At 40.0% G+C, this 15,747-nt stretch carries 16 protein-coding genes; 14 read left to right on the forward strand and 2 right to left on the reverse strand.

The window, feature by feature from the left end:
* Nucleotides 1-106: 106 nt before the first annotated feature.
* Complete coding sequence (locus tag AC0VZ9_RS09445; protein ID WP_251175657.1) at nucleotides 107-1,321, reverse strand: nucleotidyltransferase; 1,215 nt, start codon at nucleotides 1,319-1,321, stop codon at nucleotides 107-109.
* 202 nt (nucleotides 1,322-1,523) lie between these two features.
* Between AC0VZ9_RS09445 and AC0VZ9_RS09450 the strand changes: the two genes are divergently transcribed.
* The 4 genes from AC0VZ9_RS09450 to AC0VZ9_RS09465 all read left to right on the forward strand — a co-directional run bounded on the left by AC0VZ9_RS09450 (nucleotide 1,524) and on the right by AC0VZ9_RS09465 (nucleotide 4,007).
* The gene (locus AC0VZ9_RS09450) at nucleotides 1,524-2,048 is read left to right on the forward strand and encodes a YceD family protein (RefSeq protein WP_009330916.1); all 525 of its coding nucleotides are present in this window, start codon (nucleotides 1,524-1,526) and stop codon (nucleotides 2,046-2,048) included.
* 118 nt (nucleotides 2,049-2,166) lie between these two features.
* Nucleotides 2,167-2,340, forward strand: coding sequence for a 50S ribosomal protein L32 (gene rpmF, locus AC0VZ9_RS09455; RefSeq protein ID WP_009791160.1), 174 nt, complete (start codon nucleotides 2,167-2,169; stop codon nucleotides 2,338-2,340).
* Between the two features lie 141 nt (nucleotides 2,341-2,481).
* Nucleotides 2,482-3,240: an enoyl-CoA hydratase/isomerase family protein gene (locus AC0VZ9_RS09460; RefSeq protein ID WP_475397295.1), complete on the forward strand. Its 759-nt coding sequence runs from the start codon at nucleotides 2,482-2,484 to the stop codon at nucleotides 3,238-3,240.
* A gap of 134 nt (nucleotides 3,241-3,374) precedes the next feature.
* Nucleotides 3,375-4,007, forward strand: a complete 633-nt coding sequence (locus AC0VZ9_RS09465) for an RsfA family transcriptional regulator (protein WP_009330913.1) — start codon at nucleotides 3,375-3,377, stop codon at nucleotides 4,005-4,007.
* A gap of 77 nt (nucleotides 4,008-4,084) precedes the next feature.
* On the opposite strand, the gene AC0VZ9_RS09470 is transcribed toward AC0VZ9_RS09465, so the two are convergent.
* Nucleotides 4,085-4,558 (reverse strand): N-acetyltransferase, encoded by a 474-nt coding sequence (locus tag AC0VZ9_RS09470; RefSeq protein WP_009330912.1) that lies wholly within the window; start codon nucleotides 4,556-4,558, stop codon nucleotides 4,085-4,087.
* Nucleotides 4,559-4,821: 263 nt separating this feature from the next.
* Between AC0VZ9_RS09470 and AC0VZ9_RS09475 the strand changes: the two genes are divergently transcribed.
* From AC0VZ9_RS09475 to AC0VZ9_RS09520, 10 genes are all read left to right on the forward strand, one after another.
* Complete coding sequence (locus tag AC0VZ9_RS09475) at nucleotides 4,822-6,165, forward strand: acetyl-CoA carboxylase biotin carboxylase subunit (protein ID WP_475397296.1); 1,344 nt, start codon at nucleotides 4,822-4,824, stop codon at nucleotides 6,163-6,165.
* 15 nt (nucleotides 6,166-6,180) lie between these two features.
* Nucleotides 6,181-6,393: an acetyl-CoA carboxylase biotin carboxyl carrier protein subunit gene (locus AC0VZ9_RS09480; protein ID WP_009330910.1), complete on the forward strand. Its 213-nt coding sequence runs from the start codon at nucleotides 6,181-6,183 to the stop codon at nucleotides 6,391-6,393.
* Nucleotides 6,394-6,499: 106 nt separating this feature from the next.
* Nucleotides 6,500-8,041 (forward strand): acyl-CoA carboxylase subunit beta, encoded by a 1,542-nt coding sequence (locus tag AC0VZ9_RS09485; RefSeq protein WP_475397297.1) that lies wholly within the window; start codon nucleotides 6,500-6,502, stop codon nucleotides 8,039-8,041.
* A gap of 187 nt (nucleotides 8,042-8,228) precedes the next feature.
* Nucleotides 8,229-9,113 carry a 2-dehydropantoate 2-reductase gene (locus AC0VZ9_RS09490; RefSeq protein WP_009330908.1) on the forward strand — a complete coding sequence of 295 codons (885 nt, stop codon included), beginning with the start codon at nucleotides 8,229-8,231 and terminating at the stop codon, nucleotides 9,111-9,113.
* Nucleotides 9,114-9,137: 24 nt separating this feature from the next.
* Nucleotides 9,138-9,524 (forward strand): DUF3397 domain-containing protein, encoded by a 387-nt coding sequence (locus AC0VZ9_RS09495; RefSeq protein ID WP_009330907.1) that lies wholly within the window; start codon nucleotides 9,138-9,140, stop codon nucleotides 9,522-9,524.
* A 144-nt stretch (nucleotides 9,525-9,668) separates the two neighbouring features.
* On the forward strand, nucleotides 9,669-11,303 hold the full coding sequence (gene bshC, locus AC0VZ9_RS09500; RefSeq protein ID WP_475397298.1) for a bacillithiol biosynthesis cysteine-adding enzyme BshC: 1,635 nt from the start codon (nucleotides 9,669-9,671) through the stop codon (nucleotides 11,301-11,303).
* A 277-nt stretch (nucleotides 11,304-11,580) separates the two neighbouring features.
* A complete protein-coding gene (gene mraZ, locus AC0VZ9_RS09505) occupies nucleotides 11,581-12,012 on the forward strand; it encodes a division/cell wall cluster transcriptional repressor MraZ (RefSeq protein ID WP_009330903.1) in 432 nt (143 codons plus the stop codon).
* 111 nt (nucleotides 12,013-12,123) lie between these two features.
* A complete protein-coding gene (gene rsmH / locus AC0VZ9_RS09510) occupies nucleotides 12,124-13,056 on the forward strand; it encodes a 16S rRNA (cytosine(1402)-N(4))-methyltransferase RsmH (RefSeq protein ID WP_009330901.1) in 933 nt (310 codons plus the stop codon).
* A 54-nt stretch (nucleotides 13,057-13,110) separates the two neighbouring features.
* Nucleotides 13,111-13,473, forward strand: a complete 363-nt coding sequence (gene ftsL / locus AC0VZ9_RS09515; protein ID WP_217030328.1) for a cell division protein FtsL — start codon at nucleotides 13,111-13,113, stop codon at nucleotides 13,471-13,473.
* Nucleotides 13,473-15,695 carry a penicillin-binding protein gene (locus AC0VZ9_RS09520; RefSeq protein ID WP_475397299.1) on the forward strand — a complete coding sequence of 741 codons (2,223 nt, stop codon included), beginning with the start codon at nucleotides 13,473-13,475 and terminating at the stop codon, nucleotides 15,693-15,695. Before ftsL ends, AC0VZ9_RS09520 begins: the two co-directional genes overlap by 1 nt.
* The last annotated feature ends 52 nt before the right edge of the window (nucleotides 15,696-15,747 follow it).

Genomic DNA, 15,747 nt, shown 5'->3' on the forward strand with positions numbered 1-15,747 from the left:
GCACCAAGCATTGAACAGCCAGCGGCAATCAAGAAACCGCTGGCTGTTCATTATTATCTGCTGGCAAACTGCAGCTTTCAGTTTATAGAATTAAGGAGTTCATAATTTAATCAACCATAATAGGAGGCTGATTAAATTCCTTCTGCATTAGAGTACGGTCCCGACCACCATCTATACCCATTGCATATACCCGGGAAGCTTTAATATCCAGCTGCAGCTGCTGTGCAGCGTGTGAAGAAATTCTTGAAATCAGCGGCAGTTTTAATTCGAATTTATGCCTGTTTAAATACTTCCTGCCGTTCTTGGACATCCCCAGAAGATGCAGATAATCTGCTTTTAATGGTTTGTTGGGCATCTCTGACTTTTCTGTATTTGTAAGGATATGCACACATGCCCGCTGAAGTCTTGTCCAGGTGTAACGCTTAGTTTTAATCTTCTCCATAAACTGCTGAAAAGTTTGAGCCTGGAGTGCTGCTGATAAAAACCTATGCTCCAAGCCTTCTTCCATTTCATAAATGTCCCGTAACTTTTCCGGCTGTAGATGAACCAGTCGGAATTTTAAGAAGGGCCAATATTGTTCCCATTGGTGAAACCCGCCAAACTCTTTTTTATACTGAAGTAAACCTTGATATGTAGTTTCCGGAACATATTGGCGAATGGATTCAATCTCTCCATTCTTGGAAAAAAGTGCTTTTCTTATGCTTGTGGCACTTGCTATGGAATCAGAAGCAAATTGTTCGTCGTGGTATCCTGCGCTTTTTCTTGCAACTGTAAAAAGTTCCATGGATGAATATTGCCTTCGGGCTGACTTTAAATACTGAAAGCCAAGAATATTATTAGGTTTTGAAAGGTCTACCAATTCACCTTCAGGGTTCAGATCGAGGAATGCCATCGATGTTGCTTTGGGATAGCTGAAGCCAGCATCCAGATGCACTCTGACCCTTTCTTGATAGGCAGAATTATGTTCCTCAAGAAAAGATAAAGTTTGGTGAAAGCTTTCCATACTGCCGGATTCGCTTCCGAAGCAAAGGCTCCTGCAGCCGGCTGCTTCCAGAATGGATACAGCTCCGCTTGCAAAAATATCTGCCTGCTGAACAGCAAACTGGTATGGAAGCTCAAATACAATATCTGCACCCGCTCTTAATGCCATTTCAGCACGTTTCCATTTGGAAACTAATGCAGGTTCCCCCCTCTGGAGAAAGTTGCCGCTCATGACAGCTATAATGGTTTCTGCACCTGAAACTTTTTTTGCCTGCTCCAAATGAAAAGCATGGCCGTTATGAAAAGGATTATATTCTACAATTACACCTGTTGCATTCATATTGACATACTCCTCGAAAAGGTTTAAAAAGATATGTAATGGAAAAAGTATTAAGAAACAAAATCTTTAAATCCTGCAAAATTTTTTTTACTGAAGAAGCTTTCAATAGTAGGATATTAGCTACATTATAGTGTAAAGAAAAAATATTGACAAATAATTATAGGAAGGCTATAATTACCTTTGTTGCCTTGGGGTGATTCGTATGAAATGGACTTTAAGTCAGTTACAAAAATATCGAAGCAAGGATTTTCCCATTGATGAAACTGTCAATGTTGATGAGGTCATGAAATTGAATCCGGAAATACGCGGTGCATCACCAATGCATGTGACGGGCCGTACGGATATTGATTCTGCCAAAGTGACTTTTCATTTAAATATAAAGGGTCATTTAATATTACCTTGTTCTCGTACTTTAGTTGACGTAAATTATCCAATTAATGTTGAAACAACTGAAACTTTCCTTTTAAAAGGTCTTGATTATGAGACTGAAGAGGAGGTTCACCAGGTAAAAGGGGATGTGATTGATTTAAATCCGATCCTTCATGAGATCCTTTTACTCGAAGTCCCAATGCAAGTTTTCTGCGAAGACAGCAGTGAAGAAGGAGCTCCTCAATCCGGTAAGGATTGGGAGGTCATTCAGGAGCAGGATAAACAGGATAAAGTAGATCCTCGTCTTGCCGGACTTGCTCAATTTTTTGATCAGAATGATCCTTCTTCCGATTCATAACGGAAGAAAAACAAGAAGCACTTGAAGACACCAGCTTGCTCTGGCCTTCATAACTTTCTTAATGGGTGTGTCCAATTCCTATGGACATCCTCTAATACTCTTTAAGGAGGTGGGAAGAATGGCTGTACCTTTTAGAAGAACATCTAAAACTGCGAAGAGAAAACGTCGTACCCATTTTAAATTACAGGTTCCTGGTATGGTAGAATGCCCAAACTGTGGTGAAATGAAACTTGCTCACCGCGTTTGCAAAGCTTGCGGAACTTACAAAGGAAAAGAAGTAGTAAACGACTAATCCTTTAGATATAAAGCACAAGAACTTAGTTCTTGTGCTTTTGTCGTTTTTAGGCAGTGATTTTGCCTCATCAATAAGTAACTATCTATGTATATTTTTGCTAATATTATAAATAGTTTAACCAATTACAAGGAGGCAGCCATGAACCCTTACATAATTGAAGAATTCGAGAATGGACTTTTAGTATTTAAGATTAACAGGCCTGAAAAAAGGAATGCCATAAGCTATGAAGTTATGGATGGCCTGGAGATCGCACTTCATAAAGCAGGTAAGAAATCAGTTAAGGCACTTGCGATTACAGGAGAGGGAGACCAGGCTTTTTGCTCAGGAGGTGATCTATCTTCCTTTCACAGCTTAAAAACAGAAGATGAAGCTTTTGGAATGCTAAGCAGAATGGCTGGTCTTTTAAAAGATATACTATTCTTGCCAAAACCAACTATTGCCATATTGAATGGAACAGCTGTCGGCGGTGGCTGTGAGCTTGCTGCTGCATGTGATTACCGGATTGCCAATGCAGGAATTAAAGCCGGTTTTATCCAGGGAACTTTAGCCATAACAACCGGCTGGGGCGGCGGTTCCATCATTATGGAAAAGATGCTTCCTGCCAATGCCATGAGAATGCTGATGGAAGCAAAATTATATTCTGATGAAGAATTAAAAGAATTAGGTTTCATACATTCTGTCTTTGAAGGGAATCCAATCGACGGGTGCAAGAGCTTTCTGGAAAGAATGCTTAAGCTTGAGAGTGAGGTTTTGGAAGCTTATAAAGAACTTCTTGTAAAAAAGTGGGCTGCAGCTGGCTTAGAAGAGAGAATTGATCAAGAAGTGCGTCGCTGTTCGGTTTTATGGGAGGGAGAAGCGCACCATAATAAAGTTGACAGTTTCCTGAATAAGCCTTAAACATATCCTTCCGAAATTAGAAAAAACCATTAATTTCCTGGGGATGAATAAAGTTACACTTTATAATACGATATCAGTCTATCTTTTCTAGCATTGGCATATGTATAAAGAAAAACACTAGGAGGGATACACTGATGTCTTCAACCCGTCAGGATGCTTGGTCTCAAGATGAGGATTTACTGCTTGCAGAAATCGTACTCCGTCATATTCGTGAAGGAGGAACTCAGCTTCAGGCATTTGAAGAAGTTGGCAAACAGTTAAGCAGAACCGCGGCTGCCTGCGGATTTCGCTGGAATTCCTTTGTAAGAAAACAATATAAATCAGGAATTGAACTGGCAAAAAAGCAGAGGAAAGAAATGAAGAAAAGTCCGCAGGCTGTGGAAGTGGAACAAGAGCTTCCAGCTGTTCCAGAGGAAAATGCGGAAAAAAGAAATGAAAACTCAGTTCAGTCAATTAAAAGGACTATCGAGTTTGAGGAATTAGCCTCTTTCCTGAAAGAGTTATATGAAAAAGCTCAGAAGCCTGATGTCTCAGAAGATCCTTATCCTAAAAAACGCATTCAGGAGCTTGAGAAGCAAATGTACTACCTGGCAGCGGAAAATGAAAAATTAATTAAAGAATTGAATACAATGGAGCAGGATTACAAAGCTCTGGTAGAAATTATGGAAAGTGCAAGAAAGCTTGTCGGGCTCAAAGACGGCACCCGCCACAAAAACTTGAATTTTACTGTGAATCCCGATATAAAGCCTGAGAAGGTGGAGAAATAGATGTAGCGTAATTAAATAGAAATAAGCGGACTGCAATAGTCCGCTTATTTAATGACTTAGTAGTAGTAGACAGCATCTTAATGGGTTTGTTCTTTAACTCCTGCCGGGAACCAGGCCAGCGGATTCTCTCCCAGGTCGCGTTCCATATCATAATTGACGGGTTCGAATCCCATTTTCTCCCAGAAAACTTTCGATTTTACTCGTGGATTTGTTTTAATAGGAAGTCCAAATCCTTTGGCAAATTCTACAAGTTTCTGGCCGTAGCCTTTGTTTTGATAGTCAGGCAGGACTTCAAGCTTCCATAACTCCAGATAATCCTGTGCGGGATCGAAATATCGATCGAATCTTGCTTCTATCTGGTAAAGGCTCATACGTGCTACAAGTTTATCCCCGAAATAAATGCCGTAGAAAGGCGACTCGCTGTCATTTTCAATAATATTAGCTTCAAGGTCTTCGAGCATGGATAGCTCCTGCAGTCCATACTCTTTGAATTTCTTAAACTCTTCCAGTGTTTTATAATTTACTTTTAATTTTTCAACTTTATAGTTCATAAAATCTCCCCCTTAGCCATCGATGTATAGGAATTCTGCAGATGTAACCGCTTTATAATGCCTTCCTAATAGTTGAAAGGTTTTTTCTATGTCTATTATTATATAACAAGTAAACAAAAAATTCTGCACATATGAAAAACTTAATATATTTTTAGTTTTTTTATAAAAATCAGAAAGCGTTTACAAAAACAGAAGGAAATAGGCAGAAGATTGTAGAAATATATATTATTGCAGGATTACTACAATGAGAAAGGGGACCGATTGTGCGAAAAATTCTGATTGCCAACAGGGGAGAAATTGCTTTAAGGATAATTAAAACCTGCCGTGAAATGGAAATTGAGACTGTTGCCATATATTCTGATGCAGACAAAGATCTGCCATTTGTTAAAGAAGCTACATATGCTTTCCGTATTGGTGAACCGCCTGTTAATAAATCTTATTTAAAGACAGAGGCCATTTTGGAAATTGCAAAGAGGGAAAATGTAGATGGAATTCATCCGGGATATGGTTTTTTATCAGAAAACGCCGTCTTTGCAAGAGCCGTAATTAATGCGGGTATTGCTTTTATTGGACCAGATCCTGAAACCATTGAATTGATGGGGGATAAAATTGTATCCCGCAATACTATGAAGGAAGCGGGAGTGCCGGTTGTCCCAGGAAGCGGAGAGGGAACATCCACTCTTGAGGAAGCATGCAGGCTTGCGGATTCTATGGGCTATCCAGTCATGCTGAAGGCCAGTGGGGGAGGCGGAGGTATTGGAATGGTGCGCTGTGAAAATGAGCAAGCGCTCGCTAAGTCTTTCGACTCCACAAAAGCCCGTGCCAAAGCCTATTTTGGATCTGATGAAGTATTTATTGAAAAATATATAGACAATGCCAGACATGTCGAAATACAAGTGTTTGGTGACCATCATGGGAATATCGTACATCTATTTGAAAGAGATTGCTCTATTCAGAGGAGACATCAGAAAGTAGTAGAGGAATCACCGTCACCTTTCCTTTCAGAGCAAACAAAACAGAAGATGTATGAAACGGCTTTGACTGCTGCCAAAGCAGTCAATTATAAAAATGCCGGAACAATTGAATTTATTGTGGATGAGCAGGAGAACTTTTATTTTCTTGAAATGAACACAAGACTTCAGGTTGAACATCCCGTAACTGAACAAGTAACTGGGCTGGATCTTGTAGAATGGCAGCTGCTTGCAGCAAGAGGAGAAAAGCTGCCGCTGCAGCAAAATAGCATCAACCAGGCTGGCCATTCAATTGAATTTAGGCTGTATGCTGAGGATCCTGTAAGCTTTATGCCTTCTCCAGGCAAATTGTCTAAATTTGAGTGGAAAGATACCCCAGGAATACGCGTTGATTATGGATATGCTTCAAATACGGCAGTCAGCCCATTTTATGATCCAATGATTGCAAAATGCATTATATATGGCCAATCAAGGGATGAAGCGATAGAAAATGCCTTACAATTCTTTGAGGGACTGGGAATTGAAGGCATTAAAACAAATGCACCGTTATTTAAAGAAATATTAAAAGACGAAGATTTCCGTAAAGGGAATTATTCTACATCATTTCTAGCAAAGAAGGCTTTTGCCGTTAACTAAAAGGAGGAAAATACAATGAAAGAAATTACATCATCAATGGCAGGTACTGTATTAAATGTTTTGGTTGAAGCGGGTCAGGAGGTTAATGCAGGCCAGGAAGTATTAATGCTTGAATCCATGAAAATGGAGATTCCAGTTGAAAGCGAAGCTGCTGGAAAAGTAGCTGAAGTGAAGGTAAGCATAGGAGATTTTGTTAACGAAGGCGATGTGCTAATCGTATTCGAATAAGAAGGCTGAGACACGGATATCCAATACAGGTGGCTGATGCTGAGTACCGTGCAGCAATAAGCAAGTATAACGAAGAATGGAAAATTTATATTTTAGGAGGATGGGAATGACCACTGCAAAGACATTAACAGAGACGCTGCAGGAAAGAAGCAGGGTAATAGAAGCTGGCGGACATCCAAAATATCATGAAAAGAATGTAGCCCAAAATAAGCTCTTTGTCAGAAGACGGCTTGAACTCCTGTTTGATGACGGATTCTATGAGGAAGATGGCAAGTTTGCGAACTGTCAGGAAAGTGATCTTCCGGCAGACGGGGTTGTAACAGCAGTTGGCAGGGTAAATGGCCAGACCGTTTGTGTAATGGCTAATGATTCCACAGTAAAAGCCGGTTCCTGGGGTGCGAGGACGGTTGAAAAGATTATCCGTATACAGGAAACGGCTGAGAAATTAAAAGTTCCGATCCTTTACCTGGTTGACTCTGCCGGTGCCCGTATTACCGATCAGCTTGATATGTTTCCGAATAGACGAGGAGCAGGGAGAATTTTTTATAACCAGGTAAAACTTTCAGGCATGGTACCGCAGATATGTCTGCTTTTTGGACCTTCTGCTGCTGGCGGAGCTTATATACCTGCGTTTTGTGATATTGTTATTATGGTAGATCAAAATGCATCTATGTATCTGGGTTCACCAAGAATGGCAGAAAAGGTTATTGGGGAGAAGGTTACCCTTGAAGAAATGGGCGGTGCCCGCATGCATTGTTCTGTCAGCGGCTGTGGCGATTTGCTTGCATATAGTGAGGAAGAGGCCATTGATTCAGCAAGAAGATATTTGGCTTACTTTCCTGCAAGTTTTAAAGAAAAATCAGTGAAGCTCGAGGCGGTAATGCCCAAATCCGGCCGCAGCCTCGAAGAAATTATCCCTAAAAATCAAAATGCCCCATTTGATATGTATGAGTGTATTGATTCCTTAATTGATGAAGGCAGCTTTTTTGAAATTAAGAAACTTTTTGCAGGGGAACTCATTACGGGACTTGCACGGATTGGGGGGAATCCTGTAGGGATTATTGCCAACCAGCCAAAGGTTAAAGGCGGGGTATTATTTGTGGATTCTGCTGATAAAGCAGCGAAATTTATTCAGCTTTGTGATGCTTTCCATATTCCGCTATTATTCCTTGCAGATGTCCCTGGATTTATGATTGGGACTAAGGTGGAAAGAGCAGGGATTATCCGGCATGGTGCAAAGCTTATTGCTGCGATGAGTTCTGCAACAGTGCCGAAAATTTCAGTTGTCGTCAGAAAAGCATATGGAGCCGGGTTGTATGCAATGGCTGGACCAGCTTTTGAACCTGATTGCTGTATTGCCCTGCCTACAGCACAAATCGCAGTTATGGGTCCTGAAGCAGCAGTAAATGCGGTTTATTCCAATAAAATCAATGCGATTGAAGATCCGAAAGAAAAGATTAAATATGTTCAGGAAAAACAGCAGGAATATAAAGAAACAATTGATATCTACAAACTTGCCTCTGAATTAATTGTTGACGATATTGTTGCACCTTCAGAATTAAGAAATGTTTTAATTAACCGTTTTAACCTGTATGAGACTAAAGAATTGACATTCAGCATCCGCAAACATCCGGTTTATCCAGTTTAATACTTTATCCTTTTAAAAATCCCTTTTTCGATCTTCGAAAAAGGGATTTTTTTAAAGGATTTAGCTGATGAAAAATGGAATAAAGAAAATAAATATTGGAATTAGTAATTAAAACATTCCATTTTACCCATGAATTTATCTTATTTTGTTAAAATATGCTTAAAAAGTAAAAATGGTGGAGTCTGTTATGAAAATAGCTATTATCGGTGGAGGCGCCATTGGCCTTCTGTTTGCCCATTATTTAAATGAAAATCATGAAGTGCGTGTTTATATTAGAAACAGTACTCAATTGCAAAAGCTGCGCAAAAAAGGACTTACAACTGAGAGAAAAGGCATTCGCAGCAATGCCCCCTTAAAGGCATTCCATTTCAAAGAATGGAAGGGAGAAGAGGATTTAACAATCATTGCTGTTAAGCAATACAGCATTCCTGAAGTTGTAAAGGACTTAATGGAAATGAATACTGGCAAGTGTGGATCATATTTGTTTTTGCAAAATGGCATGGGGCATTTGAAATGGGCTGAAATGCTTGAAGCGGAAAATATTTATGTGGGCAGTGTAGAGCATGGTGCTTTAAAGTCAGAGCCTGACACAGTGCTGCATACTGGAATTGGGGTAACCAAAGTGGCTGCTTTAAAGGGAGATGTGGAACTTTTATCGAAAATATCCGATTCAGCATCTTGTTATTTTCCTTTTAAATTTGCCGAGAATCACATAGAAATGCTAATTGAAAAATTAATCGTAAACTGTGTTATAAATCCGCTTACAGCAGTTCTCCGTGTGAGAAATGGTGAACTCTTAGCTAATAAATATTATTATCAGTTATTTTTGAGGTTGTTTGACGAGGTAAGTGGCATATTAGGCATTCCTGATAAAGCAGGTGCATTAACCCATGTAAAAAGTGTCTGTGAGGAAACAGGGATGAACAGATCTTCAATGCTTAAGGATATCGAAGAAGGCAGAGAAACAGAGATAGATGCTATTTTAGGATATATCCTTGAGGAAGCTGAAAAGAAGAAGATGTCTGCTCCATATTCTGAAAGTCTTTATTGTCAGATCAAAGGCAGGGAGTAAAAAGGGGGAAATGAGTTGAATACTGTGTTCTCAAGCCTAATTGCAACATTGGTGACCATACCGCTGCTCGGATATCTGGCTGTTTTTATTATCAGCAAACAAATCACTAAAAAACACAAAAGATCTGTACATATTGCCCTGGATGTCAGCACATTATTTTTTATTCTGGCGGTTCACTATTTAATTGTCGTAATCTGGGATAAATCCTATCTATGGATGATAGTCCTATCACTGCTGATTACAGCGGTCACTTTTATTATCATGCATTGGAGAATTAAGCAGGAAATCAATCTGCGTGCCTTATTCAAAGGGTTCTGGAGATTCAATTTTTTACTTTATTTCACCGCTTATATAGTTCTAATGTTAATTGGGCTTGTTCAAAGGGTAACTTCTGTTGTCTTCATTCCATAAGTAAAGCAGGTCCGGAATATAATTATTTTACCTCTAGAATTAAAGCATTTAGGTAAGCAAAGTTTTTTTCTTTTCATTTAAGACAATGCTATACTCATAAGATGAAAATTAAAATTGATCAGCTATGAGAAAGGAAGTTCATTAATGGAGATTCTTAATCTCTCATTGCCGGCAACAAACCGGTTTGCAACAGATTATATTGCACAAACAGAAGAAATTATGCAGTTTTTTCACTATCGTTATAATTCCGACTCTGATTATAAAGCACGGTTAGCTGAACTGAAGGGCCGGTCGTTTATGAGAAATGAACTTTCTGAATATATTGGAGAGTTTATGGATCAATTCCCTGCTTCCCCGGCTGTTCATGACTCACTAAATAAGCTGAAGCAAGAAAATAGTGCAGTGATTATCGGAGGGCAGCAGGCCGGTATTTTGACGGGACCCCTATATACTATACATAAAATCATCTCAATCATAAATCTTGCAAAACAGCAGGAAAGTAAGCTGGGAATCCCTGTTGTTCCGGTATTCTGGATTGCGGGGGAGGATCATGACTATCAGGAAGTAAATCATATTTTCATCGAGAAGAATAATAAAATGGAAAAAATGACTTATCCTGAAAAAGTTTTAGAGAAGAAGATGGTTTCAAATATCCCTTTGAACCGTGAAAAATGCAGGGCATGGGTGGAAGACATCATTGAGACTTTCGGAGAGACGGAACATACAAAAGACCTTCTTTTGAGTTTAGAAGGAATTATTATGCATTCACAAACCTATGTGGAGTTCTTTGCCGGCATTATTATGCATTTATTTAAAGAAACAGGGCTTCTTCTGGTTGATTCAGGTGACCAAAAGCTTCGCAGACTTGAAAGCAGCATTTTTGGCAAACAGATCAAAGGTTTTGAAGATATCACAAAGCGTGTGAAAAGCCAGCAGCAAAACTTGGAGAATGCCGGGTTTCCAAATGCTATTGACTTAAGTGAAAATGCTGCAAACCTATTTTATTATGATGAAAAGCATAAAGAAAGAATACTTTTGGAGTTCAATCAGGAAAAAAAGGTATTTACCGGTAGGGAACAAACTCACGAGTTCTCAATGAATGAGCTCCTGGAGATTTCAGAAAATCATCCCGAACGACTAAGCAATAATGTGGTGACAAGGCCTATCACACAGGAATGCCTGTTTCCGGTTCTTTCCTTTATAGCCGGTCCTGGCGAAATTGCCTATTGGGCTGAACTAAAAATGGCATTTGAATGGTTTGGAATGAAAATGCCTCCGATTATGCCCCGTTTAAATATCACTATCTTAGAACGTTCTGTGGAAAGTGATTTGAGAGAATTAGGACTTGATTTGCAGGGCGTGCTTGTATCAGGCACGAAAGCAGAGAAAGATGAGTATCTGAGGAGTATTAAAAATGAAAGCATAGAAGCCCAATTCCAAAAAACAAAAGCTCAAGTAAAACAAAACTATGAGCTAATCGAAGAACTTACAATGAAAGAGGTTGACGCCCTTCTTCCTATGTTAAAGAAAAATGAAGATCTTTTAATAAGGCAGATAGATTTCATGGAGAATAAAATCCAGAAGTCCATCCAGCAAAAACATGAAGTAATCATTATGAAATATGAAAAAGCTGAAAACTCACTGAGGCCGGGTGGAGTTCCTCAGGAGAGAGTTTGGAATGTTCTCTATTACCTTAATAAATATGGGATGAATTTCCTTGAAGAATTGATTGAGTACTCCTTTCATTTCGATGGGACACACAAAGTCATAAAAATTTAATATTCGCCATTATTCTTCGGACCTTTTCCATACGGATGAGGTCTTTTTTTTGATGAAAAAAGATGAAATCCCTTTATATCCTGACTATTCCCCATCGTGAAAATCTGTGAAAAGCATAGTAAAGAATTTAAAGAAAATGTAATAAAAAGACGAACGGAAAATGGGGGAATACCTTATGGGAAGCAGGATTTTATATGAAGTGGTAGAATAATTAAAAACATGTGGAGGAAAGTGGGGGATTGTGGTACATTTGAGTTAGAAAGTGGGTGCAGTGGGTATGTTCATGGGTGAGTTCCATCACAACGTTGATAATAAAGGCCGTCTCATCGTGCCATCCAAATTTCGTGATAACTTGGGTGAAACATTTGTTTTGACACGCGGACTTGATCAATGTTTGTTTGGCTACCCCATGGATGAGTGGAGGCAGCTTGAAGAAAAATTAAAGGGCCTTCCGCTTACCAAAAAAGATGCCCGTGCATTTACCCGTTTTTTCTTTTCAGGTGCCACTGAATGTGAAATTGATAAACAAGGAAGAATAAATATTGCTTCCCCTCTTCTGCAATATGCAAAATTGGAAAAAGAATGTGTAGTGCTGGGCGTTTCCAATCGGATCGAGATATGGAGCAAAAATCTTTGGGAAGATTATTTTGCAGAATCAGAGGAATCTTTTGCTGATATTGCGGAAAACATGATTGGGTTTGATATATAATGGGAATGTTTTAGTAATATAATTTCCCATGATACAAAGATATTTGTTTAGCTCCAGGTGCCATTAATGCATCTCGTGCTTCTCGGATTGGAAAGGTGGATTCATACAACAATGTTTGAACATACAACAGTACTATTAAAAGAAACAGTAGAAGGCTTAAATATCCATCCTGATGGAGTGTATGTGGATTGTACGCTGGGCGGTGCAGGCCACAGCGAATTAATTCTTTCCCAGCTGTCTGAAAAGGGAAAGCTGTATGCATTTGACCAGGATGACACAGCGATTGCTCACGCAAAAGAAAAACTGGCTGAATATGGTGACAGAATTACGATCATCAAAAGTAATTTCAAGTATCTTCAGGAAGAGCTTGCAAACCTGGGTGTGTCAAAAGTAGATGGTGTTTTATATGACCTTGGCGTTTCATCACCTCAATTGGATACACCTGAAAGAGGTTTCAGCTATCATAATGATGCCCCGCTTGATATGAGAATGGATACAGGCGCTGACATTTCCGCTTATGACGTAGTAAACAGATGGGAATATGGTGAACTTGTGAAAATCTTCTTCAGATACGGAGAAGAGAAATTCTCGAAGCAAATTGCGAGGAAGATTGAAGCGGCCAGGGAAGTTTCCCCGATAGAAACAACAGGCCAGCTGGTTGAGCTGATTAAAGAGGCAATACCTGCTCCTGCCAGACGAAAAGGCGGGCATCCCGCCAAGCGTGTATTTCAGGCCATTAGAATAGCTGTTAATGATGAACTTGGTGTATTTGAGGATTCTCTTCACCAGGCTATTGACATATTAAATCCCAATGGAAGAATCAGCGTGATCACGTTTCATTCACTGGAGGATCGGATTTGTAAAGCGGCATTTAAAAAAGCCAGTGAAACACCAAATCTTCCTCCCGGCCTCCCGATTATTCCAGATGAATATAAACCAATCTTAAAGCTCATTAACAGAAAGCCGATTCTGCCTTCAGAAGAAGAGCTGGAACACAATAATCGGGCAAGGTCCGCTAAACTGAGAATAGCAGAGAAGCTTTAAGGGATTACGAATACTCATGTAGAGAATAAATAAAAAATTTACAGGAGGGGAATTATGAGCAATTTAGCCCGAAAAATTCAAGAAGAAAAACAATTTGATATCCAAACCCAGCCCGTCCAGGCTCCCAAGAAATTATCAAAAAAGTCATGGCTTTCCCCCGGGGAAAAAATACTGGGACTTGCTTTCACTGGCATTGTTTGTTTTGGTGCTGTACAAATGGTTTCAAACCAGGCAGCCATATACGAAGTGAATAAAGAAATTCAGCAAACAGAAGAAGCAATCCAAACGCAGAATAAAGTGAATACAGATCTCAAAATGCAAGTGGGCGAATTAAGTACATACGAGCGCATTAAAGCAAAAGCTGAGGAAATGGGACTTAAATTCAGCGGAAATAATGTCAAGGTAGTGGAAGATTAATGAAGAAACAGCCAAATATCAATTTTGGAGCAGCGATATTATTTTTAATATTCAGCCTGCTCTTTTTTGTATTAATTTTCCGCTTTGTTTCCATTCAGGTTACAGGGGAAGCAGCGGGACATGCACTTGCGGCAAAAGCTCAGCAAAAATATGAACGTGAAAAGACAATTCAAGCCAAAAGGGGTACTATCTATGACCGCAATGGTGAAGTCATTGCCGAGGATACTATTTCCTACAAGCTTGTAGCAATCCTTGACAAAAGTATGAAGCCGGATTATGTGAAAGACCCTGAAAAAACAGCAGCGGCGCTTTCGAAAGCAATCGATCTGGAAGAGTCGGAGATATATAGAATCTTAACGAAGAAAACAGAAAAAGGGGACCCGCCATTCCAGGTTGAATTTGGTAAAGAAGGGCGCGATCTTCCGTTAAAGACAAAAAGAGAAATTGAAGATATGAATTTACCGGGAATTACATTCATAACTGACTCCAAACGGTTCTACCCAAATGGCGTCTTCGCCTCGCATTTAGTCGGATATGTTGAAAAGAAAAAATCGAAGACGAATAAGACCGATACAGTAGGGATGCTGGGTCTTGAACAGAGTTTGAATGATGTGCTTACAGGAAAAGATGGAAAGTTCAGCTATGAAAGCGATATATGGGGCTATCTCCTTCCAAATGGAGATCAAAAAATCCAGCCGGCTCAAAATGGCAAAGATGTGTATTTGACAATCGATAAGAAAATCCAGACTTTCCTCGAAGATTCCATGAATAAAGTAGACGAAGAGTATAAGCCGAAAAAGATGGTTGCTGTAGTCGCGGATGCCAAAACGGGTGAGATTTTGGCAATGGGACAGAGGCCATCCTTCCACCCGAAAACAAAGGAAGGCATTGAAGAGACGTGGCATAATGAAGTGATCGAAAACTCATTTGAGCCCGGCTCAACTATGAAGATCTTTACTTTGGCTGCAGCCATTGAGGAGGGAGAATTTGATCCGAATGAATGGTATAAATCAGGAAGTTATAAAGTAACAGAAAATTCACCGGCTATACGCGACCATAACCAGGGACGGGGCTGGGGGTCCATTACTTACCTTGAAGGCGTTCAGCGTTCGTCGAACGTGGCTTTCGCGAAAATAGTTAAAGAGAAGCTTGGTTATGAAAAATACAGGGAATATATAACAAAGTTTGGATTTGAAAATCCAACTGGAATTGACCTGCCGAATGAAACAGGCGGAAAAATAGCTTACGAGTGGCCGCTTGATAAGGTAACTACCGGATTCGGGCAAGGTTCTGCCATTACGCCGATTCAGCAGGTACAGGCAGCTACTGCCATTGCAAATTACGGCAAAATGATGAAGCCTCATGTGATCAGCAGTATTGTTGATGGTGATAAAAATGAAGTATTAAAAAAAACAAAGCCGGAAGTGAAGGGGAATCCAGTTTCAGCAGAAACGGCCAAGAAAACAAGGGATATCCTGGAAACGGTTGTGTCTTCTGAAAACGGAACGGGTTACAAAAGGTATAATATTGAGGGCTACAAGGTTGCCGGAAAAACGGGGACTGCCCAAATCCCTGACCCAAATGGCGGAGGATATTTAACTGGGCATGAAAATTTTATCTTCTCTTTTTTAGGCATGGCGCCAAAAGATGATCCTGAACTGATCATCTATGTAGCTGTCCAGCAGCCGGATATTGACCTGAGTACAAACGGTGCAGAGCCGGTTTCCAAGATTTTTACACCGGTTATGAAAAGCAGTCTTCAATATTTAAATATCGAGCCGGCAAAGGAACTGAAGGCGAACTCTGAACAGGCACCTGAAGTGGAAGGGAAAACAGTTGAGGAAGCAAAAGCAGAATTGAAAAAGTCCGGTTTTGAAGCTATTGTACTGGGAAAGGGAAGCAAGGTTGAAAGACAGGTCCCTGGAAATATGTACAATTTGCTGGAAGGAGAACGAGTAATCTTAAAGACTGAAGGCGATTTAACAGTACCCGATATGAATGGATGGTCGCTGAGGGACGTTATGAAGGTGGCAAAGCTTGCTGACTTAAAGCTGAATACTGTAGGAAGCGGATATGTGGTGAAGCAAAATCTGAAGGCTGGTTCTGCACTCAGGGAAGGTGACTATTTAATCGTCGAACTTGAGCCGCCTGCAGAGAAATATAATGAGGAAAATGCACAATCAGAAGAGCAGCAGGAAGAAGAGGAAGCAGTGCTGGATTAAATTAGAACGTACTGCCGGATGAGCGGCAGTGCGTTCTATTCATTTATGTACA

Source organism: Cytobacillus sp. QJM3NY_8, from assembly GCF_056173585.1.

What these genes read in the sequence shown, in the direction of transcription:
- AC0VZ9_RS09460 (WP_475397295.1), top strand. Translation starts at nt 2,482, where the DNA reads ATGAACCCTTACATAATTGAAGAATTCGAGAATGGACTTTTAGTATTT.
- AC0VZ9_RS09490 (WP_009330908.1), top strand. Translation starts at nt 8,229, where the DNA reads ATGAAAATAGCTATTATCGGTGGAGGCGCCATTGGCCTTCTGTTTGCC.
- AC0VZ9_RS09485 (WP_475397297.1), top strand. Translation starts at nt 6,500, where the DNA reads ATGACCACTGCAAAGACATTAACAGAGACGCTGCAGGAAAGAAGCAGG.
- AC0VZ9_RS09445 (WP_251175657.1), bottom strand. Translation starts at nt 1,321, where the DNA reads ATGAATGCAACAGGTGTAATTGTAGAATATAATCCTTTTCATAACGGC.
- AC0VZ9_RS09465 (WP_009330913.1), top strand. Translation starts at nt 3,375, where the DNA reads ATGTCTTCAACCCGTCAGGATGCTTGGTCTCAAGATGAGGATTTACTG.
- mraZ (WP_009330903.1), top strand. Translation starts at nt 11,581, where the DNA reads ATGTTCATGGGTGAGTTCCATCACAACGTTGATAATAAAGGCCGTCTC.
- ftsL (WP_217030328.1), top strand. Translation starts at nt 13,111, where the DNA reads ATGAGCAATTTAGCCCGAAAAATTCAAGAAGAAAAACAATTTGATATC.
- bshC (WP_475397298.1), top strand. Translation starts at nt 9,669, where the DNA reads ATGGAGATTCTTAATCTCTCATTGCCGGCAACAAACCGGTTTGCAACA.
- AC0VZ9_RS09520 (WP_475397299.1), top strand. Translation starts at nt 13,473, where the DNA reads ATGAAGAAACAGCCAAATATCAATTTTGGAGCAGCGATATTATTTTTA.
- AC0VZ9_RS09470 (WP_009330912.1), bottom strand. Translation starts at nt 4,558, where the DNA reads ATGAACTATAAAGTTGAAAAATTAAAAGTAAATTATAAAACACTGGAA.
- AC0VZ9_RS09450 (WP_009330916.1), top strand. Translation starts at nt 1,524, where the DNA reads ATGAAATGGACTTTAAGTCAGTTACAAAAATATCGAAGCAAGGATTTT.
- AC0VZ9_RS09480 (WP_009330910.1), top strand. Translation starts at nt 6,181, where the DNA reads ATGAAAGAAATTACATCATCAATGGCAGGTACTGTATTAAATGTTTTG.
- rpmF (WP_009791160.1), top strand. Translation starts at nt 2,167, where the DNA reads ATGGCTGTACCTTTTAGAAGAACATCTAAAACTGCGAAGAGAAAACGT.
- rsmH (WP_009330901.1), top strand. Translation starts at nt 12,124, where the DNA reads ATGTTTGAACATACAACAGTACTATTAAAAGAAACAGTAGAAGGCTTA.